The following is a 22,827-nucleotide window of genomic DNA, read 5'->3' on the forward strand; positions in this document are numbered from 1 at the left end:
CCATATTAATCCATAATATGGCTGAATCAATAATGATCAAAAGCGTTTTTGGCTTCGTTTTATAGATATAAATTTAAATGAATACGGCGAGCAGCAAGTCCAATAAGAGCAATAACACAAAAGCACGCCCCCATATAAAATGTAAAAGAAGGGTTTGAGTATTCCCACAAAAATCCAGCAAGCATACTCGCCACGAGCATCATTAACCCACTTGCTAAATTAAAAAAACCATAAGCTGTTCCACGCAAATCTATAGGTGAGGCGTCAGCTACCATAGCTGCCAATAAACCTTGAGTCATACCCATGTGAATCCCCCAAAGAGAAGCACCTACCATAACAGCTGTCCATTGATTTATTGCAAGCAGTATATCGGCAACAATTAAAACCATTATGCCTATCATTAACAGTTTAGAATGGCTCATGTGATCAGCCAGCTTTCCGAATGGATAGGCAGAAATAGCATAAGTGAAATTCATGATAACCATGATAAAAGGTGCTGCAGAAATTGGCATTCCAACATTCATTGCGCGTAGCACTAGAAACGCTTCACTAAAACGAGCAAGGGTGAAAATTGCTCCAATTGCAACAAGCCACCAATAAGCCCTACCTAAGCGAGATAAATTTTGGCGTTGAAGTGGATTGAAGCGCTTCTCATTCTCCTTATGTATTTTGGGTTCGGTTACCCCAAAAATAAGTATTAAAACAGATAAGATTCCAGGAATGACCGCAACCCAGAATACAGCTCGGAAATTATTTGCAAAAAATAAAATCAATCCGGTTGCTAACAAAGGGCCGAGTACAGCACCTATTGTATCCAGTGCCTGGCGCAGCCCAAAGGAGCTGCCCCTTAGTTGATAAGGTGCAATATCAGCAACCAGTGCATCTCGAGGAGCGCCTCTGATTCCTTTTCCTATTCTATCGAATACCCGGGCAAATAAAACAACGCCACTAGTCGGTGACAATGCAAAAAGTGGTTTTGATAAAGCACCCAATGTATAACCAATAACAGCGAGAGTTTTCCGTTGGCCTAAATAATCACTCAATACACCTGAAAAAATTTTCACAATCAGGGCAGTGGATTCTCCTAGCCCCTCAATTACTCCAATTGCAAAAGTGCTTGCACCTAAAGTAGTAGTTAAAAACAATGGCAGTAAGCTATGAATAATTTCTGATGAAATATCCATTAGCATACTGACAAATCCTAAAATCCAGATGCTTATCGGTATTTTTGATACAATTGAATTTGACTTATTGTTCATGGTGGGTTCTTAGTTTCAATTTTCGATTATTTATTTATACATTCAGCGATAAATAAATGTCTATTTTTACTCAATTTTTTTGCCGAACGACTTTCATAATCAAATCACATTATTGAAAACATTAGCGGATAAATCATTATACAAATTTTTCAAGGAATGATTTTTACTTTTTGGTTGATAATCTACTAATTTGTTCCACTACTTTGGGCTCATTAATACCTCGACTAATCAGTTGATCTTTGTCCTTGATAATTGTTACTTGATAAACGGACTTCAAGTTGCAACTTTTTGAGATAGAGATAGAATAATCATTAATTTGATCAAATGGATTTATTTTGTTACAATTGGCGTTAATTTCGAGTTGGCTTCTGGCTTCAATCTGAATCGAAACTTGAAATACAACGACTTATCTTCTCCCCTAAGGATAGTTGGAGAACTGATTATCTAGTTTTAATGAATAAACGGGTTTGTCGCTGAGATAAAGGTCAGGAATAAATAAATTCAGGTTTGTTTAGTCCTTAAGATTTTAATTCAGTGATAAAACGACTCGTTTTAATCCATCAAGTCTTACTTTATCTCCTGTTAAAACAAGTTCCGCTGCTCTTGAAGTAGTAGTTTTAAATTTTTTTTAGGAGTATTGACCATGGCAATAATGAAACATGAATCAATAAAGCCATCCCCGGCTGTTGAGGGAATGAGCAGTGGCTGGATCACCATTCGCGTTGTAAATAATGATGTATACCATTACCAGATGCAGAAAAAAGAAATGTCACCTACTATTGATATTTTTGTTTCTGTCGAGGAATTTAATGAAAATCCATATCAGGCTATTGAAATAGCGATTAATGAACAGTCTAAAATCTGCCCCGTTTTATTTACTAAAAAAATGGAACGTACCAGTACCTGTGGTCAGGAAGCAACGTCTGTATTCTTTGATAGTAATCTTGCGACTTATATAGTAGAGGTCCAATTTCCATCCTCTACTGTGAACGGTGCAAAAAAAGCGGAAGGTACCGTTTATGAAAACGCCTTTGAATTACCCCAAGGAAGTCAAATTCAATCTGACCAGATGAAACGTATGGTGCTCGATGTATTGAGCTTGGAGCGTCATTTAATCGTTTCTTTGCACAAAACAAGTAAAAATTTGGAACGCCATGAAATTTGTCTTTTCAAAGAAAATGACAGCTGGTTTTATTGCCTCCCTGGGGAAGATCAAGCTCATATAGTACCAGATGTAATTTTGAAATTTAATGAGTGATACATTTATAAGATTCTAAATATCATTGCAAAGAATTTACCCACTCGTACACCACAATGGAAAGATCTATCAAGTGGAAACTATGGAGACTTGGGTATAGCACTTACCATGGAGCTATTCGAATTGATGGTTTCTGCAGGGCATATTCCCAAAGATTTTGGACTGGATTATCATTTTCCCTTGGAATTAGATTGGAACTATGATCCTACCAATCTGGCAATGGTGTTGATCCAAGGTTCGATGCAGCCAGAATCGAACTTATCCAAATTACCTGCGGACCTAATCAATAGAATTTTTGCAGACTCTGTCGATCAAAAGCCCGAAGAGGTCAGCGCTTACATAAACACAGTAAGAGAATCCGTTAAGAATACTTATGCTGCCAGTATTGTTCCCCAGCTTATTTGCAAAGGAAGCTGGAACAATACTCCAAGCATCAGTATTTCTTGTCCCAATGATCCATCCCTTATTGATAAATTTTATCAATCGAACCTGCAGCCGTTCCATCACATGGTGCATCTTGATCCGAAAAATCATCAAATTATCATGAAAAGCTCCAAGGGCGTTGGTGATCATGGTGTTTATTCAGCCAATGCTGGACATGAACTGGCTATTGCTTTTGCATCTCAGGAAGAACGGGACAACTGGGCTGAATTAATGGGTTTTCAACATGATTATTACAATCAAGGAATTGGAATCTGGGCTGATCACCCTCAATGCATCTATTTCACGCGCCGGTTTTTTCTGATTCAGGAATTAAAACAATACATTCAGGAACAATCCCAAAAGGCCGAAGCCATTGTGCAAGCACTTGATACCCTCTCAACAGAACCTACCAGCATTCTTACGAAATTTAGTCTCTTTGTGCAGCAATTTTATAGGAATGAACAAGAGGAAATGAAATCAAAGCTGAAATGCTGCAATGAGCAAATTTTAGCTGCAAAACTATTGATCGAAGTTTTAAGTAATAAAATCGATGTTAGCGAGTTAAAAGAGGAATACCCTGCTTATGTTTCAATCATTGAACAAGATGAAGGGCTTCATGATATTCTGGCACAAATTGAGGAGAACAGTTCTGCACCACAACCAATGTAACATAAAATACAAACTGAATTGGTTTTATTCAGCCATATTAATCCATAATATGGCTGAATAACTGTCCAGTCAGCACCGGTTATTTTTGCACGTTATTTGGGGGATATTCGTGAATTTGAAGCAGATAATTCAATAAACGAGCTGTAATGTAACCTATTGATTTTCTGTTTTTAATTATTCAATCTTCTTATTCTTGCATTCCTCAATGATGCCAGGAAACGACTTGAGTTTTACTTTTTGGTTGATAATCTACTAATTTGTTCGGCTATTTCGGGCTCATTAATACCACGAATAATCACTTGATTCGTTTTCTTGATGCTTGTCACTTCATAGGGAATCTTACCGCCTAAGGTTTTACCTAGATTCGTCAAGAAATCTGAGGATTTTACTCGTCGTGTCTGCTCAATTTTTTCGAGAGGAATAAGTGCATCGACACGAAGTTGACCGTCTTTGCGCAAATGGGCTGAAACTTCCGGGCCTATTAGAGATTTCAAAATGGATGCGGTCGATGTGTGAAGCTCCTCTGGTTCGTAACTATAACAATGAGCACTTATTTGATCCCATAACGCTGTATCCAACTTTGGATCGGAACTTAGAAACGTATTAATCCCCAGTGGAAAATAAGTGCCATAACCTCCTTTTGCATAGGCCGCAATCAATTCTTTGTGAACTAAAGTTTCATTAGCCGGATTGTGAATATGGAACCAAAGGAATTGATTTGCATTTTCAGCGTATCGTTTAATCATTTGTTGGAATATACAATGACCAAATCCCAGAACAACTATAACCCCGCCGTCATTTTTTTTAACTTCTTTTAAGGTATTATCAGTCAGTGTTTTTTCTCTTTTTTCAGAATTTAAACTTTTTTCTTTAAGTTGCTCAGAGACAGGTAAATCAATTCCCCCAAGTTTGAAACATTGCTCTTTCATTGCCTCAAAAAGTTCCAGTTTAGCAACAATGCTTCTTAACTTTTCAGCTTCGTGCGTATACTCAGGACGTGAAAGCGGTAGTTGCTCTACTTTTTTTACTTGTATACAGATGAGCGTTTTTATTATTGTAATATTTTGCTCCAGCGATGCTCCAGGCTCCATTCCATCGACACAAATTGTGGTATAACCTGTTTTTTTTAAATGAGGTAGATGTTTGATAAGAAATTCGCTTGTTGCTCTATCTGCATGGCTTTCATATAACACAACCGGAGGAAGCTCGTATTTGGCATACATGATAGTTCCAATCTAATTGTATTATTTCAATTATAGCAGGCCTAGGTTGATCATTTTGACCCAACATTAGGATGTTTGATTTGTGTGTTGGGTTATCAATGAAAAGAGAATGTCCATTATTATGTGATGCATGAAGGGTTCCTATAATATCTGTAGTGTTTTAACGAATGATGCTCTTCTATTAATTTATCAAGAGCATCAATAATTCTAAACATGCGAAATTGAAATTCTTGCACGATGAATCGAAACAATAAAGGAATTTTTTATTTTTAGATAATATTACAACATGAAGGTGAAGTTATTTTATCTGCATCATCTTCTTCATCTACTTCATCTGCAGCGCTCAAGATATTTAATTCATCCTGTAAGTCTTCAGGAAGATTTGTTGTAGGCAATCTATACGCTTTCACTGCAAATAAAGAGTGACTCAATAAAGAAGAAGAATAAATTGTGTTAAAACACAAAAATTGTTCTTGGTTCCATTTATGAAATGTATTACCAGTAGGTAAATTTGGAGGAATAAAATCATTACCAAGCTTTATGTAATACTCAAAAAATAAATTTAAAGTGTGGGAGAGGCAAGGGGTGATATATAAGCAACCCTTAGAAGCTCGCTCAATAATGGGGATTGCTAATCTCAATGCGTCCTGATCGGATAATCCCTGATAATTGTTTAATGCGGTATTGTAACCTGTAAACCAATAATTAGCTTCACGAATGTATTTATCATAAAGAGTGCTCTCTACAATTTCCGGAGAAAGAGTACCATATTTGGTAATTTGCAGGGTTATTGCCATATTCATGGTCCCTATCATGATTTGATCTAAACTGAGACCTGTATATTTTCCAGGTTCTTTCAATAAAGAAAGAGCTGGATTTAATACTTGATGAATAACTTCTGCACTATGGTTACTTGTGTGCAGATCAAGCTCAAGTGCTTCAATAAATTTTGGATAATATGTATTTTCTAATTCATATAAAGGGATTAAAGGCATTGTTTAAATTTAATTGGCTCAAAAGGGGGGATGATTATATTGTTTTAAAATCAAATGGTCAATTAATTACTCTCTTTGGTTATATAAATACCTACTTCGATGATCAAGATGAACGTACCATGACCTAACAATAGATAAGCCGAATCAGTATAATTTTATCAAATCTTCTTAATAAAATTCAAAAAAATTGTACGGATTACAAAAAATGTACTTAAATTTTTTAAAGAGCATGACAAAAATACTTATGAAGTCATGAAGAAATGGAGTCATTATGGCCAATCGAATCTGTTCGGCATCAAGCAGCATTACTTTAAGAGCTCGCGTAAAAAATACTCCAGGAACTTTTGGTAAATTAGCAGCGGTTATCGAAAAAGAAGGAGGGCAACTCAATGCGATTGATACTGTTCGTGTTGAGGATGGATATCAGATTCGTGATTTTACCATTTTTACATGCGGCCCAAAACATGCTGAAATCATCGTAAAGCAATTGAGTATGATTCCTGAAGTTGAGGTGCTCCAAGTTTCTGATCGAACTTTTCTTGCGCATCTGGGTGGGAAAATTAGAATTAAAGGTCGTATCCCATTAAAAACCCGAGATGATTTATCAATTGCTTATACACCTGGTGTTGCGCGAATTTGTGATGCAATTCATAAAAAACCAGAAGATGTATTTAATTTGACTATTAAAAAAAATATGGTTGCAGTTGTTTCAGATGGAAGCGCTGTATTAGGTTTGGGAAATATAGGACCTTATGCAGCGATCCCAGTTATGGAGGGAAAAGCATTATTGTTTAAAGAGTTTGCTAATGTTGATGCATTTCCTATTTGTCTGGATACTCAAAATGTGGATGAAATCGTTGCCACCATCAAACATATTGCTCCTGTATTTGGGGGAATTAATTTGGAGGATATCTCCGCTCCTCGCTGCTTTGAAGTGGAAGAACGACTTAAAAAAGAGTTGGATATCCCAGTATTTCATGATGATCAACACGGTACAGCAGTAGTACTTGCTGCTGCGATGATTAATGCACTCAAATTGGTTCAAAAAAAACTGGAACAGATTAAAGTGGTTGTAGTAGGCATTGGTGCTGCGGGTACGGCATGTACTAAAATGCTAATCAATTTAGGCGTAAAAAATATTATCGGTTGTGATTGTGACGGTGTGCTTTATCAAGGTAAACCAGGATTACACCCATCACATCAATGGTATGCCGAACATACCAATCCTAATCTTGAACAAGGTACGGTGCATGAAGTAATCAAAGGAGCTGATGTTTTTATTGGCGTTTCAAAACCCGGAGTTATTACGGCCAAAGATGTAAAAAAAATGAATAAGGATGCAATTGTCTTTGCAATGGCAAATCCTATACCTGAAATAATGCCAGAAGATGCAAAAAAATACGCTGCTATCGTTGCAACAGGGCGAAGTGATTACCCTAATCAAATTAATAATGTATTGTGTTTCCCCGGTATGTTCCGCGGTGTTTTAGATTGTATGGCGACCAGGATTAACGAAGAAATGAAGCTTGCCGCAGCTTATGCTATCGCAAACTCTATAGAAGAGCAGTATTTGAGCTGCAGTTACATTATTCCCAGCGTATTTGATACTCGTGTTGTAAAAAATGTCGCTCAAGCGGTTAAAGATGCAGCCATTAAAACAGGAGTAGCTCGTAAATTAATAAAATACAATTTTTAGCGCCATGCAGCACAAACCTTTAAAATAATCGCACCTACAGAAAGGGTGTATTAAAGACATCAATGAAAAAGGAGCGCTCTAAAATGCCAAACATTGAAATCAAAAGAATTTATGAGGCGCCTAAAAAGACAGATGGATTTAGAATACTGGTAGATAAATTGTGGCCACGTGGCGTTAAGAAAGACGATGCTGCTATTGATTTGTGGCTTAAAGAGATTGCACCTAGTGATTCGTTACGCAAGTGGTTTAACCATGATGATCAAAAATGGACGGAATTTCAAAAACGTTATGCAAAAGAATTGGAAGACAAGCACGATTTACTCGATTCCATTAAAGAAAAAGCAAAACAACAACAAGTAACCCTGCTGTTTGCTTCTAAAGAAACTGAGCACAATAATGCGGTTGCATTACTCAATATGCTTCTACATCGTATACAGTAGTATGGAAGAGAGTAGAAATACCAATAAAAAATGCATGGATTGCCTTAAAAGTGCCAAATTTAAAAACACACAGCAATAACTTCAATCTAAAGGTATTGCCGCAAATATCAAACTGATGAAATAGTAGGGCGTTGTTAAAGAAAAGGATCGCTAAAAATATGTTTAGAAGGAACTCCTGCGAGAAAGATAGTGGTTTTAAGTTTATTGGTCGTTTCTTTAGGTCCACACACATATACCCTGGTATCATGAGGATTATTGATGTGTGTTAATGCTCTTCGTTCAATTAACGCTTCAGGATAACGTCCCTGGCTTTGCACCACACAAGGGTCATAAACAAAGGAACTGAATACTATCGATAAGGATTCCAATTCTTCACGATAGTAAATGTCCTCATCGGTAAGACCGCCATGAACTAAAGTGATACGTCCTTGATGATTTTGGCTGAGTGCGCTTCTAATAATGGCAATGAGCGGCGCAAGCCCCGTACCCGTTCCAGCCAATAACATATCAAAAGTTAATTGGTCGGGATTATAGTAAAAACAACGGCCAAAAGGTCCTCTAAGTTTAACCTCCATATTCTTTTTTGCCTTACTCACAAGCCATTGCCCCATACTCCCGCCTGGATAGATTTTAACGTGTAACTCAATAAATCTTTCTTGCATAGAGAGGTTGGCGATTGAATAACTTCGCATGGTGCCTTCGGGATTAATCAGGCTAAGATATTGGCCAGGGATCCAATGTTGTAACTCGTCCACACTAAGTTTAACTTGCACCACATTGTAGTTAAGTGGTTTAAGCTCAATGATTTTCGCATTGACCTCACACTCTACGCTTTCTGGGGCAACAACTTGAAGGGCTGCTTCTGGTTGTGCCAGACATGCCAGAAAATAGCCTTGAGATTTAAGTGTTTCAGGTAATCCTTCTTGCCACGATGGATGAACTACACCATCTTTAGCTTTAATCAGACAGGACTGACATATTCCCGCCTGGCATGAGTTGGGGTAATTCACACCATGACGCAGAAGACACTGTAATACATTTTCCTGAGGTTCTAGGACATATGATTGATTGTTAAAGTCTATAATACTCATGAGCGCCCCAACACTTCATCGCGAACACTATTGGCAATAGCTGCCACTTGTTTAATATCCTCTGCTGCGGCCCCTAACTCCTTAAGCGTTGCTCCTAAATGTTCTATAACAATATCCACGTGCGTATCATTTAATCCTCGCTTGAGTAAATGGGCATGTCCTTCACTCATGCTTTTTCCACTGTAATGATTGGGTCCACCAAAGACCATGGTTAAAAAACCTTTTTGCTTCAAGATTTGTTGATCCATATCAATATCATCAAAAAAATGACTTACACGCTCATCCATTAACATTTTGCGATAAAAAATATCAACTGCGGTATTTACTGCATCTTGGCCTCCCAAGCGCTCAAATAATGACTCAAACATGGTATACTCCTTAAAGATGTATTTGCAATGCATCTTATAAAAAGAAATAATCGGAGTCAACTCACAATTTGGATTTATTTATGCAACTTACACAATTTACGGATTACTCATTACGCGCATTAATTTACATAGCCCTTCGAAAAGAGTCATGTACGATTAAGGATATAACCGAGGCTTATGATATTTCGAACAATCATATGATAAAAATCATTCACAATTTATCGAAATTGGGGCTGATTAAAACAATCCGGGGGAAGAATGGCGGTATTTTAATGGCAGCCCAACCTGAATCAATTAATTTAGGACAACTCATTACGCAGCTGGAGCCTCATTTTGATTTGGTACCTTGTTTTAATAGGGAAAAAGCCAACTGTTGTATTGCTCCTGTATGTAAATTAAAGGGGGTCTTGTATGAAGCTCAAGCCGCATTTATGGATATTTTGGGGCGCTATACTTTAGCTGATGTATTACACAACAAAAATGAGTTGTCTGTTATCTTGAACATTAAATAGGGCAGACTGGAGTTATACGATTTTTTGTGCGAGCAAAAGACCAAATAAACCTGATATGGGTCTTCCCAGTTCATCTTGTTTATGTAAATGACCTACCGATTCTTTATATTCAAGTATCGACCATCCACTGTCTTGATACACGTGATAGAGTTCTTCTTTTTGCGGAAGAAACGTGAAGAATTCTGGCAGCGAATAAAGTTCTGATTGAATGGGAAATACTAAAAAATGATATCCATCGTTTTTAGTTACTCCCTGAAGCTCGGTGAGCAATCCTGGAATGCGTTGAGGGTTTAAAAACTGCAACGTGACTGTTGAGAGAACTAAATCATAAAGTTCGGATCCAAGATTTAAGGGTTGATTTAAATCATGCAGCAGCGTATCAACCCCAGATAACGCTTCTTTCTGGACAATCTCTTCAATTGTTTCTAATGCCGGTTTGTTATGGTCAATTCCTATCACACGATGTCCCATTTTTGCCAAATAAAACAAATTTCTACCCGAGCCACAGCCTACATCAAGAATTGATGCGTTCTTCAAATGGTGTAAATAAGTCTGATAGGCATACACTAAGTCACTATGTGCTGCTCCTAATCCGTATTTTTTATTGAAATATCGTTGAGGCATGCAATAAAACTCAAGATTTGCTTTAAACGTGTCACTGATTGGAATAATTTTATGCCATGCAGCAGGGGGGATCAGTAATTGAGGGTGCTCCGTATCGATTCGAGCTCGGGAACATTCATGCCCCTGGCCATTTAGGAATACAAAATCAATAATTCCTTCCTGGAGGGAAAGCTTACCCCAAGTTCCTTCTTTGGTACTGTGTTTTTCCAAGAAAAATTTCAGTTTTCCATGGCTATCAATTTCGATTTGCTTATAGCACATTAACTCGCTGTATTCTGATATCATGATGCACCTTTTATTTCTGGTTATCGATAACTCTCTTATTGGTTGATATTCTTATTCTCAGTAAGCTCTGGTTCCAGCCTAGTTAAAAGAGTACGCTCGTTCACTAATTTATCAGCTAACTGATGATTTACATCTCGATGCCCTTCCTCATCAATACGTACGGCCAATAGCACATCTCGCAGACGTGCATCAGTAGCTAATCCCCAGTAGTTTTTAGCAATCTCGGGAGCCGGGCAATTTTCAATGCGGCCATCATCCAACTCTTGTAAATAATGGGTATAGCTAATCACTGCCTCTTCTTCAAGATAACCTACAAATCGATGGGCTGTTTTGGAAGAAATAACATACATCAATAAATATAAAACCACAAAAATAGCTTGTGCTACAAAAATAATAAATCGTTCAAACCAATTTGGTTTGGCGATATACATGAAAGTAATCAAATGCATCCGTTCATTTTCTGCTTCATCGAGCAACGTTTTAATCCAGCCCTCATCATTTTTGATTTTTCTTAAGCAACGTAGATGCAGTAATGCCGCTCCAACCATCCCAGGTACTGCCGCTACTGTTTCGAGTACTATCGCGCGATTTCCATAGCGTTTTTGAAAGAAAGTATCAGCAAAAAATCGAAAAAACTTCACAAGACCAAAGGCAAATTTATCACTGATGGTTTTAGTCGGTTTATGACTTGCTGACATGATATGCTCCTTTAGAGTATGTTACACCAGATTATTATAATAAAGATGTATTTTAAATGCAACTTTAAGTGAATACCTATCTATCAGGAGTTACGAAAAACCCCAAGGTCGAGGCAAAAAATGTTTTTAATGAGGGAGTTTAGATAGACTAAATGACCGAATTAAAAACATTTTTTAACGAAGAGATGGGGGTTTTTCGTAAGTCCTGATTATAAGAGATAGAAGTCTTGCATCGGTTCGTTTTAAACGAACTCAAGATGGCCTGCCGTTTGATGACATCTAGCTGCGCATTTTTATCGGCGGAATGGAACCTGGATGAACGTTGGGGAGGTTTAAAACACCGACTTTGAATAAATTGGAGGAGAATGCTGGATGTGCAGATTTTTTTATTTTTATCGAATTCAGATAGGATGGTTTATGTTCTTAATTGTCTAAGTATTCTAATTTATTACAAAAAATCCAGCTGATGCCATTCCATTCATCATTCTTTTTAAATGAGTCGTATTGTTGGTTTAATAACTATTAACAGCAAATCAAGATTACCCAAAATTGTTGTTTGGAGCGTTGTCCTGAGTTTTATCCTTATTCAAAGAATTAATAAACTCCTTAACACTTTCAGGGTTGTTAAGTTCAAGCTTTGCTAAATTTTGATAAAACTCTTCAACCTCAGGGGCTCTTCCACGCATCTTGTTGTGCCATCCTTTGGTAAAATCAGAGTCTGATTTTTTCCAGTCGGCTAATTGAATCACTTCAATCAATGATTGCATTGGTGAGTCAGAGTATGTTGCTATATCTTTCATTTTTTTTAAGCCATCTACGTTAGAATATGGTTCACAAAATTGGCGTATTTTCTCTAATAATTCACTGTGCATCTCTTTCATTCTAGGGTCTTGGGATTTAATTGCTGCCAAATCGGCTTTAACTTGAGAAGTGTTTGTTCTGGTTACTTTTGATTTTAGTGCTGTATCGATTTTTGAATGTAATTTCTCAAGATCTGTCCCGTTACTATAACTCGCTTTAATTTCAACTTGATTTGTCTGCCCATCTTTTTCTTTTATACTTGTAATTTTTGGTTTAACAGGAACTTTCAAAAAAATATCATTATGTGATCGTTGAGCATGATCTTGTTTCGCGCGGTTTAATAAAGGTGCCTCTGCATACTTGTATCCACTCGTATCTATATCCAGGGTAGTAGTGGAAAAAACCCCATCAACATCAGAGTCCCATTGAACATTATCATTTTTCATTAACTGTATTAATTTGGAGGCAATATTTTTATTTTCTTCTTCGATCGCTTGCTGATATTTCTCTGCCATTTCCTGTTCTTCTATTTTTTTTAAAAACTCGATAAGTTCGGAAGGCTTCGTGTATACAGCTTCATATGCAGGAGGCGACTCTTGAGTTTTAGAAAGTTTTTCCCCAAATAGCACGTTATGATGGATATTATCTTTATCATAATCTTCCTTAGCGATTTTATAGGCTACCCCATCGGCATTGGCAGTCCACTTCCCCTTAAAATTCCACGTTTCTTGCATTTTCTTATTTAAAAACTTAGCAATGTCTTGATTAATTTTTTCTCTACTCATAACAGGCTCACAGAATTAATAGAATATCTTTCATAAATATAGTTCAATTTTTGTTACTTTTGTAATCTTTGGTAAGTAGGACCTGAATTTTGCATGAGCCTAGGTGTTTCATGCTGGACTTGATGGACTTGTAGCTCAATTTCTAATATTTATAAGTGAAGATGAGATGGAAACAAGCTTAAAAAGAATCTATTTAGTATGCAGTAATTTCGCTTTTTCATTTAGTTGCCAATTAAGATAGAGGGAGCATGAAAGCCATCTATTGTTCTACCGCTTTTTCAAGATTTTTTAGGCAATTTACATGATTATCAAATAATAGGATCTTGTTGTTGCTGTTTAATAGTGTTTTTAAATTCCACAAGCAATATCATTAAATTATTTTGGGGGGCTCGATTGATTGTTTCGATATTTGGATTAAATCAATCGAGTCTGAGCCTATTAATTCCTTCAAGGATTGTTCGCGTTTAAAATCATGTTTTGTCCTATTGTTGCTATTGCAGGCGGGGATTTAATATAGGGTTTTAAGCTTCCATCGGTTTTTGCTGCTCCAGTATTGAATAAAATAATAATTCCATATTGCTGTTGCATGGTAAAGCCAAGAAAACTTCGGAAATCCTTATGGCTACCGTTTGTTACAAGCTAGTATCGCCGCGCATTTACTGAATTATGCAAGTTGGGTAAAATAATTGTATCAACAAAAAGGAGAGCTTATGAAAAATAGGAACGATTTATTTACAGCAAACCAAAGTAAAACTGTAAGTTATGGAATGAAATGAACCTTAAACTCATTTAAACCTTCTTTTCTATTTTTACGGAATTTTTCCTATTTCAGTATGTGCTAATTGAGCTATTAGCCCATGCTCGGAGTGTCATGAGGTATTTCTATTTCAAGCTCAGGATTCTTTTCCTTAATTCCCAGACACTTCAAGAAATTGTTCCACATTTCGCTAAGAAGATTATAATCTTTGGATATCGCTTCAAAAACTTCTTTTGCAATTTCACTTTTACCTGTATTGGTATAGTTCATCTCTTCTATATACATGGAATCGTTTGTGATACTTAACTCACAAGACAAGTGTCCTATTTTTTCTCTGCCAAGATCAGTAGCTGTCGGAATTTGAATTGGTGTTTCAATTTTTAACTGGATTTTGTCCTTATTTCTAACCTCAAGACTAATTTGCATTTCTTCTGTCATAGCAGTGACAACAATCCCTGACTTGGTATTATCAGAAATAAGGGATTGGAGAGGAACTACAATACCAAAAGGTACAGCTCCGCGGCCTTGAAGTAAAAGGTTAATTGTCAAATTACGCAAATTAGGATCCATGACCCCTCGTTGTAATAAACTATCGTGTAGTGCAAAAACATTGATTTTTTTCCCTTGAAGTTCAGGGAATACAGCATAACTCTCTCCACGTGTTGCTTCGGTTAATGCAGCAGCGTCATAAAAATTAATAGGGATTTCCGATTCTCCATTCGGTTCTGGCTCAGGGATTATCTCCTTAGGATGGTCAAAATCTACCCTGACACTATCCAAGAATTTTAGTTTCTTTAAAAAATTAACTACAGGTTCCTTAAACCATGAGAGCTGTTCATTAAAAAATTTATAATTATGTTTTAAATCGACTCTATCTGCCATGATTATAAAATATAAAAGTTGGTTATTATTTAATTGTATTGTTTATTTGTTAAGGAAATATTAACAACTGATGGAGCAATAGGAAAAGTTTGTCTTTTCTAATAATACAAAAAAAATTCTAAGAGATATTAATAAATTCATTAAGTTACAAATGTCTATAATTTATGGTAATTAAAAGATAATACACAATTTTTTTGATGAGCAGTGGCAGGAATTTCATTTTTTTCTGGATACTGGCTCTGTTGGTTCTTAAATAATTAATCTGAAAGTTGTTAAAAATAGATTTATTGGATTTTTAAGAACCATAGGAATAAGCTTAAGCTTTTTACATTTTATAGATTGAGGTCCTTAGTTTTTTAAACTAAGGATTGTTAGCGTTTAAAATCATGTTTTTTCCTATTGTTGCTATTGTAGGCGGGGATTTAATATAGGGTTTTAAGCTTCCATCGGTTTTTGCTGCTCCAGTATTGAATAAAATTATAATTCCATATTGCTGTTGCATGGTAAAGCCAAGAAAACTTCGGAAATCCTTATGGCCACCGATTTTTCCACAAATTACTTCTCCATTGATTGGTTCACAGACCCAAGCATAGCCTTGTCCACCGACAATTGGTTCTTGTTTTCCAATATTGGGTAGAACAATCTTTCCTGCGGGTACAGGCAGATAATTATTGGGTGCATGAGCGATTTGCATCCCTTTTAAGAGCGTTAGTTGCTTGGGATCCTGATTGGTGCTTATATTCAAATTGGCACGAATAAAGTTAATCATATCGCTTGCATTGCTGCGAATACATCCTGCACCTGCCCAGGGCACATATGGGAAAGGATTTCCTAATTGATATTCATGAGTGAGCTTGTCGATATGGTATCCAGATGCATATTGAGCATTTTGCCACTGGCTTGTATTGCAAGGAGTTGCGCCGGCAGGAGTTATGACTGGGCACGTTCCATTATGTGCTTCGTCTGGAAGACAAGCACTTGTTAAAGGCATGTTGAGAATGTTTGTAATATTGTTACAGACCCATCCATTAAAATCACCCTCCAAAACATTGGGGAAGCCATCCCGATTCATGAGTGCCTGAGTGATTAATCCTACGCTGCTGTTCGAGTAAAAATTTCGGGTTGGCAAATAATGGGGGGATCCATATACCAAGCGCACTTGTGGCTTGCCATCACCAATACAGGTAGCAAGCGCAGTATTCAGTTTATTTACATCTTTAACGAAGTTCGATTGATTTAAATTCTGATCACCACTGTTTTGATCAACGCTTGGAGCATCTGAAAAACAGAAACCTCCCGAAAAAGTAGCGAGTTCTTGATAAGTCACTGGGGACTCATGGGAGGTTAAATCAAAACTTTTTCCTACCCAACTTTTAGACGGCAGATCGGGTTTGATCGGTGACAATGGATTGATTTGTTTTTTATAGATTGAAGCACCCAGACTCGCTGTAGTAAATGTTTTAGTCACTGAGGCGAGTTCAAAAAGAGTATTTTCATCTGGAGGCGTATCGTTTAAAGCACGAAGTCCACAGCTTATATAACAAATCTGTTCTCCAGAAGCCGTTTTTTTATAAATGCCGAACACTCCTCCCAGGGTTTGTTCTTCGACAACTTTTTGATTTGCTGTATTAAATACATCGGGTGTGAAGGTTAAGGCATGTTGATATTGAGCTTGGCAAAAGGAGGTTTGCCAGCTTTTCTTTTTTAGGAGGGTACAAGCAATATCCTTATTGATATTGATATTAATCGTATTCACTAAAGGGGTTCGCCCTTGATAGTTGATCTTAATGGTAAGTGGTACTGATTTAACTGTATTGGGGGCGTGATAGGCAATAGCTAATGTACAGTTGCTCTTTGCATTGATGAATGTACCACAGCTGCCTAAATTGGTATCAACCGACGCTAATGGGCTCGATAACTTAATGCCTAAGGGCAAATTAACCTTCGTATTATTACGTACTGTGTAATATAAGATAAGTTCTTCCTGTGGTAAAACCTGTTGCGAAGGTGTGGGCGTATTAATGAACTCCACCAGTGGCGTGGCACTATAAATTTGTTCGGTAATACCAAACATCATTAAAGCAGGAAGAAGCAGGGTTATTTTTTTCATAAATAAGACTCATAAAGAATTAAAGCTTAACCCAATATAAAATGCTTGGTTATTGAGTGAAAGCTTAATGGGTTCTAGTAAATTATGATTATTTGATAATGATGAATGTGCTGTATCACTTTGCGAATAGAGATAACGAGCGAATACATCAAATTTCTTATTTAGATGCACGGCAACGCCAGCACCTGCTGCTCCTGCAAATTGGTTATTGATTTTAGCTGGAAGTCGCAAGCTGCTTACAGGTGTGATACCAGGGAGCGCCTGATCATGATAGGTTACTTTGCTTACACTTAATCCCGCACCTAATGTGATAAACGGTGAGATTCTCTCGATAGGAGAGAATAAGTACAAATCACCCTGGAGTACTAGATTGAAGATATTTCCAGATTCTTTATAGGTGTAATTAAAAAATTCTGGATCATTGAGCTCGTAAACATCCCCAGTGAATCGTGCTTGTTGATAATAAATAGCGGGTCCTATGAGGATTTTTTTAAGCAACTGGCTATTCACAGAGATATTTCTTTGAAAAGAAAATGAATAGGTTGCTTGCGTTTTCTGGTGGGAATTAACCAGTGAATCAGTAATATAATCACTGATGATAATGGTTTGGTCGTTACTTTTTGTAAAACGGCTTGCACCGACTGCAATAGAGGTGCTCCATGAACTTTGATTTGCTATGACAGAAGAGGAGAGCAAACCACAAAAAATAGAAAGCAGGTATTTAATGTTCACAAACGATCCTTCAACATAGGGTATGCATCCATTCTTATTAATCACAAAGTACTATTTTCAAAGGCGTCTGAAGTGGCCTTAGATAGATCTTCAAATCAACAGACTTGTAACCAATTTAGAACTATACATCAATATACAATGCACTATCAATTTTATAAATGAGGCAAGGGTACCTTAGTCCGATTGCTACAACTCTATGCATCAGAATCGCATCATATTTTGGTTGATAAATTAATTAATTTTATGCACCTGACTCACTGGCTGTTGTGCCGGCTTGTATTGAATTTGACAATTACCTGCTCCTGTCGACTCAATGGTTATTTCATCTTTATCGGCACTAATCGTCATTAATCCCGTGTAATACGTACTCATTCCCCTAACAAAAGCTTGTGTTACGGAAGATGTTGTTGGAATGGCAGGAACAAAATGGGTCAAAACCAAATGCTTTACTTTAGCTTGTTGTGCCATTTTTGCAAGCTCTAGTGAATCAGAATGGTAGTTCTTGGTTTCTAGCGAGAATGCAGCATCCAATGTATCACCTTTTACTATTGCTTGTTGGTAGATTGCTTGATTCAATGGATTACTTAGCACTTCATTAATCAAAAGATCGGCATTTTTAGCGTGAGTAGCGAGTGTAGGAGTAACTTTGGTATCACCACTGATGACGATTTTACATCCTTTATAGTGGACGACATAACCTAGCGCTGGATAGACGGGTTCATGAGAAACTGGAAACGCGGTAATTTTAATATCTGAGGTATCATAAACGATTTTATCTTGCTTCACCGCATCCACTAATTTGGGGAGCCCAAATCCCATTTGTGGATCGAGTCTTCCTTGGCTATTTGAAGCTCGAAACATAACATCCAGTTGATAGGCTTTAGCCAATCCTTTTACAACTTGCTTGACCCCGTAGGGTCCATAAATATTGATGGGTTCGTTACGTCCATTATTCCAAGTAGCGTTAATAACCTGACCCAAGCCACTGAAATGGTCAGAATGCCAATGTGTTATAAATACATTATGAATTGTTGGGTAAGGTAATCCCATCGAAGCCAAGGTTTGAATCGCTCCTTCGCCCGCATCAAATAGCATAAACTGCTTATTCGCAATCAGAGCAAGGCAAGCTGGTTTGCGAATCTCTTGCATGGTAACTTCCGGATCTCCAGTTCCACAGAGATAAAGATGCATCTTACCATCAGTTAATAAATTCTTTTGAATAGGATTCTCTAAATACAAAGCAGCGAATGAATGGCTGGCATAAGCAAATAAAACCAAGCTAAATGTTTTTAAGCATTTAATGGGCATGGGAAAGTCCTTTAAAATTGAGAATAGGGAAAACATTCAGTCCAGTTGTAAATCTTCCAATTCCCTAATCGCCAATTTTCAAATCCCTTCAAAATCGGTTGGCAGGAAGGAACATCTAAACGAATAAACGCTACATTGACTACTGCTTTAGTCGGAATCGGTTTTCCTTTGAATGCGTTATCTTCTTTTAATTCTACTTTTAAAGTTTTTAGTGCATATAAATGTGCAATACCTTTAATTAAGTCGATATCGACCTCAATATTGGAAACTTGAAACGTTAATTTCTTAAAATTAGAAAAATTCCTTTGAGTGAAGTTTATAATATTAGTTTTACCTCTAATAGGCGTATCAAAAGAGGGAACAATTAAACAGCTTTCTGCCTTATCCAACCAGAGTGCATCGATATCTGTTATATCTTGATTTTCTAATCCGTGCACATATTGCATAAATAAATGTGATATATATTTTTTTGTTTTCTCAAGCCTGTTAAGGTAGTTCTGATGATAATCCAATGTTTCTTCAATTAGAGTTTGCGTAATGGGATTAAGCTTATTCTTTATGTGGAGTAAGCGTTGTTGTAATTCAGGGGATAGTTTATTAGGGTATTGCTGCAACATCAGCAATGCGGGCATCATTCGGCCTTCTTGTTTCTCATCTGCTAACCAATCTGCTTCTGGGAAAAAAGAAAAATATAATCCTACTGCCATCATATTGGTAATAAATCGTTGATCATTGATTGCAGTTTGAATTTCAGGATGAGCGATGTCTTTCACACCCCTATCGATTAATGCTTGATACTTTTTAGCATTATCAAATGTTGCTAACGATGTCCCTTTACGATAAAACGTTCCATTGTCAGTAATCATTCCTTGTTTGTTATCAGGAATCAACTTATCTGGATCTATTGCAATAGATGAGTAGTTCATGCTGAAAACTCCTGTAAAATCTTATCAACCATTTTTTGTAATGTCGGAGTGAGCGTTGAATATTTTTCTTTTAATCGGTTTACAATTTCTGGCGTAACTGCTTCAGGTTGTTGCGAAAAGTAAAGCAAAATAATCATTAATCTACCTTGGTGTTCGCTTTGCAACCACTCCTCCGGAGAAAAAAAACCAATGATATCCAAAGCCTTTAAAGAAGGTATAAGTTTGGATTCGGTTTCAATAATTTTTAATAGGTTGTCCTCTTGGCTGATAGGGTCAATTTGTGACAATTCATCAAAGAAATAAGCGTTAATCATGCTTACGCCATATGAAGCAGCACGAGTAAAAGTGCCATCTTTTTGCAATTCACCAATTTGGTTATCCGGTATCCACTTTATAGTCATAGAGTCTTCTCACGTAAGTTAGAGAAAATTAGCTGTAAAAAGAGAATAATTTGCAGTAATTACAATAAATTAAACTATAAGAGTAAACTTTGCCAGTTAAATAGAAAATGAAAGACCTATATCATGATGTGGTCTATAAAACCACCTCGAGATGAATTTATATACTACATTTAGATTGATAGATGAGCCTATGAGTTTCTTCAGAGGTGTCCGCAATGCCACACCCATTATATGAACAATTAAAAAGTATTATTCTGGATGATAGGCTTATCTATGATGAACAGTATGCCTCTGAAAAATTACCTTGTGGGCTAACGAACTTGCAATTTGCGGGATTACTGTTGCTAGTAGAATATGAGCTTCCACATAAGCAAAAACAAGATTTTAAAATCAATCCAGAGGTTTTTCATAAACCCGGAATTATGAACTTCGTCAAACTTAATGCACCTATTCAATTTGTTTCAAAATGCTTGAGTTAGAATATTTTGTTTCTCGATGGAGGAGTAAGAACAAACAAGATGACTATTGGCAATAAAATTAGAAATGTGATTATAATGTTTTAAGGGATAATATTTATTACATGGAAGGTGCCCAATGAGAAATATATTTCAATGGTTAATTGAATTTCTTGATGCGATTGTTGGTGTTGAGGGAGATAAACCGAACAACCGTTATCTCAATGCTTACGAAGCTCAAGAAAAATATGATGCCGGCTTGATTCGAATGCGCGAATATAATAAAGAATTTGAACGCAAGGATAGGTTTTAAGCGATAACTGAATATCATATGACTGCTATGAATTTCATCGATTTGGTTATGGATCTTTCTGTACACGTGTAGCCTGGTTGTTTGCAACTGTCTCTTGCCCACATCTGTGCCTAAGCCGCTGGATATTCGAAAAGAGACAGACTGCTTTTTCTGCGATGGGTAGAATATTTAGGGCTGTTTGGGAGTTTCATAGAGAACTAAAGTGAGTGTACTTATCTGCCAATTCATCCAATGCCTGACCGCTAACCCGATGTACTGTCCATTCATCCATTGGTTTGGCGCCGAGTCGTTCATAAAATTTAATAGCAGGTTCATTCCAATCTAAAACCCACCATTCAAAACGTCCACAATTTCTATCTTTAGCTAACTTAGCTAAGTAGGCCAGCATAATTTGTCCTATTCCACAGCCTCGTGCTTCGGGTTTAACATATAAATCTTCTAAATAAAGGCCTGGCTTTGCTAAAAATGTTGAATAATTATGAAAGAACAAAGCAAAGCTAACTGGTTTTTCATCAAGATAACCAATGATAACCTCTGCATGAGCTTTAGAGCCAAATAAAGTTTCTAACAATTGTTCCTCAGTTGCGACTACCTCATGGAGCAGTTGCTCATACTCGGCTAATTCTTTAATAAATTGAAAAATTAAGGGGATATCAGATGCTGTTGCAATTCTAATTTTTAAATCTTGATTCATTATTTTTATCCTACTATTTACTTAAAAAAGGGCGCAGCATTTTAATTCTCTTCTTAATTTATGTTGCAGGTTATTCTGCTTTTTAAGGATAAAATTATCTTTTTATTGTAACTCTATATTAATTGATATGTTGAGAAAAATGCTCATCTGCTCTCAAGGTAAGAATTTCAAATCCATCCTCAGTTACTAAAATTGTATGTTCCCATTGTGCGGATAATTTATGATCTTTGGTGACAACAGTCCATCCATCTCCTAATATTTTGACCTCTCTAGTACCCAAATTAATCATTGGTTCAATAGTAAAAGTCATTCCTGCTTGTAATTGTAATCCTGTATTGGGCTTACCAAAATGCATGACATTAGGTTCTTCCCACATTGTTCTGCCAATACCATGCCCTCCAAATTCACGAACAACAGAATATCGATTTTTCTCGGCATGCTCTTGGATTATGCTTCCTATATCTCCGAGTCGAACCCCAGGACGCACTATGGCAATGGCTTTATAAAGACACTCTTGCGTAACGGCTACTAATTTTTTAGCAAAAGGTTTTACATCGCCGATGAGAAACATTTTACTTGTGTCACCGATATAACCGTCTTTTTGCACAGTAACATCAATATTAAGGATGTCACCGTTCTTAATTATTTTATCAGAAGGTATTCCATGACATACAACATGATTAATAGAGGTGCAAATGCACGCTGGAAATCCATGATGATTTAAAGTTGATGGTATTGCTTGCAAATCTTCAATAATATAGTTCCGACATATTTGTTCCAGTCCACTGGTACTTACACCGGGTATAACATAAGGTTCTATCATTTGAAGTACTGATGCGGCCAGATTTCCTGCAACCCGCATTTTTGCTATTTCTTCATGCGTCTTCACTAACATCGTGTATTTCACCTAATGATGCTTGATTTATTAGAATTTTGAGAATTTCAGGATAAGTAATAGAAGGATTTTCTTCTGCCAATTTTCCTATTCTAATCCAGTATTCAGCTTGTGAGTTTATTGAGCGGCTCATTGCTCTAGCCATCAGCTTTGTCGCTTCATGTAGTTCATTAGAAATTTTTACAATACCCATATAGTTCTCCCAAAAAACGAATTGTATAGTGATT

At 36.7% G+C, this 22,827-nt stretch carries 25 protein-coding genes; 7 read left to right on the plus strand and 18 right to left on the minus strand.

The window, feature by feature from the left end; all coding sequences use genetic code 11:
- Positions 1-59 precede the first annotated feature (59 nt).
- The gene (locus tag DGG96_RS02100) at positions 60-1,259 is read right to left on the minus strand and encodes an MFS transporter (RefSeq protein ID WP_110141369.1); all 1,200 of its coding nucleotides are present in this window, start codon (positions 1,257-1,259) and stop codon (positions 60-62) included.
- 643 nt (positions 1,260-1,902) lie between these two features.
- On the opposite strand from DGG96_RS02100, the gene DGG96_RS02105 reads away from it, so the two are divergent.
- Entirely contained in the window at positions 1,903-2,517 is a 615-nt protein-coding gene (locus tag DGG96_RS02105) for a hypothetical protein (protein ID WP_110141370.1), read from the plus strand.
- A 108-nt stretch (positions 2,518-2,625) separates the two neighbouring features.
- The gene (locus DGG96_RS02110) at positions 2,626-3,609 is read left to right on the plus strand and encodes a hypothetical protein (protein ID WP_110141371.1); all 984 of its coding nucleotides are present in this window, start codon (positions 2,626-2,628) and stop codon (positions 3,607-3,609) included.
- Between the two features lie 230 nt (positions 3,610-3,839).
- On the opposite strand, the gene DGG96_RS02115 is transcribed toward DGG96_RS02110, so the two are convergent.
- Both DGG96_RS02115 and DGG96_RS02120 read right to left on the minus strand, forming a co-directional pair.
- Complete coding sequence (locus tag DGG96_RS02115; protein ID WP_110141372.1) at positions 3,840-4,832, minus strand: hypothetical protein; 993 nt, start codon at positions 4,830-4,832, stop codon at positions 3,840-3,842.
- Between the two features lie 269 nt (positions 4,833-5,101).
- Entirely contained in the window at positions 5,102-5,827 is a 726-nt protein-coding gene (locus DGG96_RS02120) for a hypothetical protein (protein ID WP_110141373.1), read from the minus strand.
- Positions 5,828-6,098: 271 nt separating this feature from the next.
- Here DGG96_RS02120 and DGG96_RS02125 point away from each other — a divergent pair, with 271 nt between their 5' ends.
- Complete coding sequence (locus DGG96_RS02125) at positions 6,099-7,523, plus strand: NAD-dependent malic enzyme (RefSeq protein WP_110141374.1); 1,425 nt, start codon at positions 6,099-6,101, stop codon at positions 7,521-7,523.
- An 83-nt stretch (positions 7,524-7,606) separates the two neighbouring features.
- Positions 7,607-7,963, plus strand: a complete 357-nt coding sequence (locus DGG96_RS02130; RefSeq protein ID WP_110141375.1) for a DUF488 domain-containing protein — start codon at positions 7,607-7,609, stop codon at positions 7,961-7,963.
- A gap of 134 nt (positions 7,964-8,097) precedes the next feature.
- Here the strand turns inward: DGG96_RS02130 and DGG96_RS02135 are convergent, their stop codons facing one another.
- Together DGG96_RS02135 and DGG96_RS02140 are read right to left on the minus strand one after the other, a co-directional pair.
- A complete protein-coding gene (locus DGG96_RS02135) occupies positions 8,098-9,054 on the minus strand; it encodes an FAD-binding oxidoreductase (RefSeq protein ID WP_110141376.1) in 957 nt (318 codons plus the stop codon).
- Positions 9,051-9,422: a group I truncated hemoglobin gene (locus DGG96_RS02140; protein WP_165831563.1), complete on the minus strand. Its 372-nt coding sequence runs from the start codon at positions 9,420-9,422 to the stop codon at positions 9,051-9,053. Before DGG96_RS02140 ends, DGG96_RS02135 begins: the two co-directional genes overlap by 4 nt.
- Before the next feature lie 80 nt (positions 9,423-9,502).
- Here DGG96_RS02140 and DGG96_RS02145 point away from each other — a divergent pair, with 80 nt between their 5' ends.
- Positions 9,503-9,934 carry an Rrf2 family transcriptional regulator gene (locus DGG96_RS02145; RefSeq protein WP_110141378.1) on the plus strand — a complete coding sequence of 144 codons (432 nt, stop codon included), beginning with the start codon at positions 9,503-9,505 and terminating at the stop codon, positions 9,932-9,934.
- Between the two features lie 12 nt (positions 9,935-9,946).
- On the opposite strand, the gene tehB is transcribed toward DGG96_RS02145, so the two are convergent.
- The 10 genes from tehB to DGG96_RS02195 all read right to left on the minus strand — a co-directional run bounded on the left by tehB (position 9,947) and on the right by DGG96_RS02195 (position 20,243).
- Positions 9,947-10,843, minus strand: a complete 897-nt coding sequence (gene tehB, locus DGG96_RS02150; protein WP_110141379.1) for an SAM-dependent methyltransferase TehB — start codon at positions 10,841-10,843, stop codon at positions 9,947-9,949.
- Between the two features lie 35 nt (positions 10,844-10,878).
- Complete coding sequence (locus tag DGG96_RS02155; RefSeq protein WP_110141380.1) at positions 10,879-11,541, minus strand: alternative oxidase; 663 nt, start codon at positions 11,539-11,541, stop codon at positions 10,879-10,881.
- Between the two features lie 539 nt (positions 11,542-12,080).
- Positions 12,081-13,127: a hypothetical protein gene (locus DGG96_RS02165; protein ID WP_110141381.1), complete on the minus strand. Its 1,047-nt coding sequence runs from the start codon at positions 13,125-13,127 to the stop codon at positions 12,081-12,083.
- A 447-nt stretch (positions 13,128-13,574) separates the two neighbouring features.
- A complete protein-coding gene (locus tag DGG96_RS20715) occupies positions 13,575-13,715 on the minus strand; it encodes a hypothetical protein (RefSeq protein WP_158618862.1) in 141 nt (46 codons plus the stop codon).
- Positions 13,716-13,977: 262 nt separating this feature from the next.
- Positions 13,978-14,766 carry a hypothetical protein gene (locus DGG96_RS02170; protein WP_110141382.1) on the minus strand — a complete coding sequence of 263 codons (789 nt, stop codon included), beginning with the start codon at positions 14,764-14,766 and terminating at the stop codon, positions 13,978-13,980.
- A 361-nt stretch (positions 14,767-15,127) separates the two neighbouring features.
- On the minus strand, positions 15,128-16,876 hold the full coding sequence (locus DGG96_RS02175) for a serine hydrolase (RefSeq protein WP_110141383.1): 1,749 nt from the start codon (positions 16,874-16,876) through the stop codon (positions 15,128-15,130).
- Between the two features lie 9 nt (positions 16,877-16,885).
- Positions 16,886-17,608, minus strand: coding sequence for an outer membrane beta-barrel protein (locus tag DGG96_RS02180; protein WP_158618861.1), 723 nt, complete (start codon positions 17,606-17,608; stop codon positions 16,886-16,888).
- A gap of 231 nt (positions 17,609-17,839) precedes the next feature.
- A complete protein-coding gene (locus DGG96_RS02185; RefSeq protein WP_110141385.1) occupies positions 17,840-18,916 on the minus strand; it encodes an MBL fold metallo-hydrolase in 1,077 nt (358 codons plus the stop codon).
- A gap of 11 nt (positions 18,917-18,927) precedes the next feature.
- Positions 18,928-19,842, minus strand: coding sequence for a hypothetical protein (locus DGG96_RS02190; protein WP_110141386.1), 915 nt, complete (start codon positions 19,840-19,842; stop codon positions 18,928-18,930).
- Complete coding sequence (locus tag DGG96_RS02195) at positions 19,839-20,243, minus strand: hypothetical protein (RefSeq protein WP_110141387.1); 405 nt, start codon at positions 20,241-20,243, stop codon at positions 19,839-19,841. The genes DGG96_RS02190 and DGG96_RS02195 overlap by 4 nt, the downstream gene beginning before the upstream one ends.
- 215 nt (positions 20,244-20,458) lie before the next feature.
- Between DGG96_RS02195 and DGG96_RS02200 the strand changes: the two genes are divergently transcribed.
- Positions 20,459-20,722: a hypothetical protein gene (locus DGG96_RS02200; protein WP_110141388.1), complete on the plus strand. Its 264-nt coding sequence runs from the start codon at positions 20,459-20,461 to the stop codon at positions 20,720-20,722.
- A gap of 115 nt (positions 20,723-20,837) precedes the next feature.
- Positions 20,838-21,011 carry a hypothetical protein gene (locus DGG96_RS20720; protein WP_165831564.1) on the plus strand — a complete coding sequence of 58 codons (174 nt, stop codon included), beginning with the start codon at positions 20,838-20,840 and terminating at the stop codon, positions 21,009-21,011.
- Positions 21,012-21,198: 187 nt separating this feature from the next.
- On the opposite strand, the gene DGG96_RS02205 is transcribed toward DGG96_RS20720, so the two are convergent.
- From DGG96_RS02205 to DGG96_RS02215, 3 genes are all read right to left on the minus strand, one after another.
- The gene (locus tag DGG96_RS02205) at positions 21,199-21,705 is read right to left on the minus strand and encodes a GNAT family N-acetyltransferase (protein WP_110141389.1); all 507 of its coding nucleotides are present in this window, start codon (positions 21,703-21,705) and stop codon (positions 21,199-21,201) included.
- 118 nt (positions 21,706-21,823) lie between these two features.
- Positions 21,824-22,600: a type I methionyl aminopeptidase gene (map, locus tag DGG96_RS02210; protein ID WP_165831565.1), complete on the minus strand. Its 777-nt coding sequence runs from the start codon at positions 22,598-22,600 to the stop codon at positions 21,824-21,826.
- Positions 22,581-22,793, minus strand: a complete 213-nt coding sequence (locus tag DGG96_RS02215) for a ParD-like family protein (protein ID WP_058468834.1) — start codon at positions 22,791-22,793, stop codon at positions 22,581-22,583. Before DGG96_RS02215 ends, map begins: the two co-directional genes overlap by 20 nt.
- Positions 22,794-22,827: the final 34 nt, after the last annotated feature.

The organism is Legionella qingyii (genome assembly GCF_003184185.1).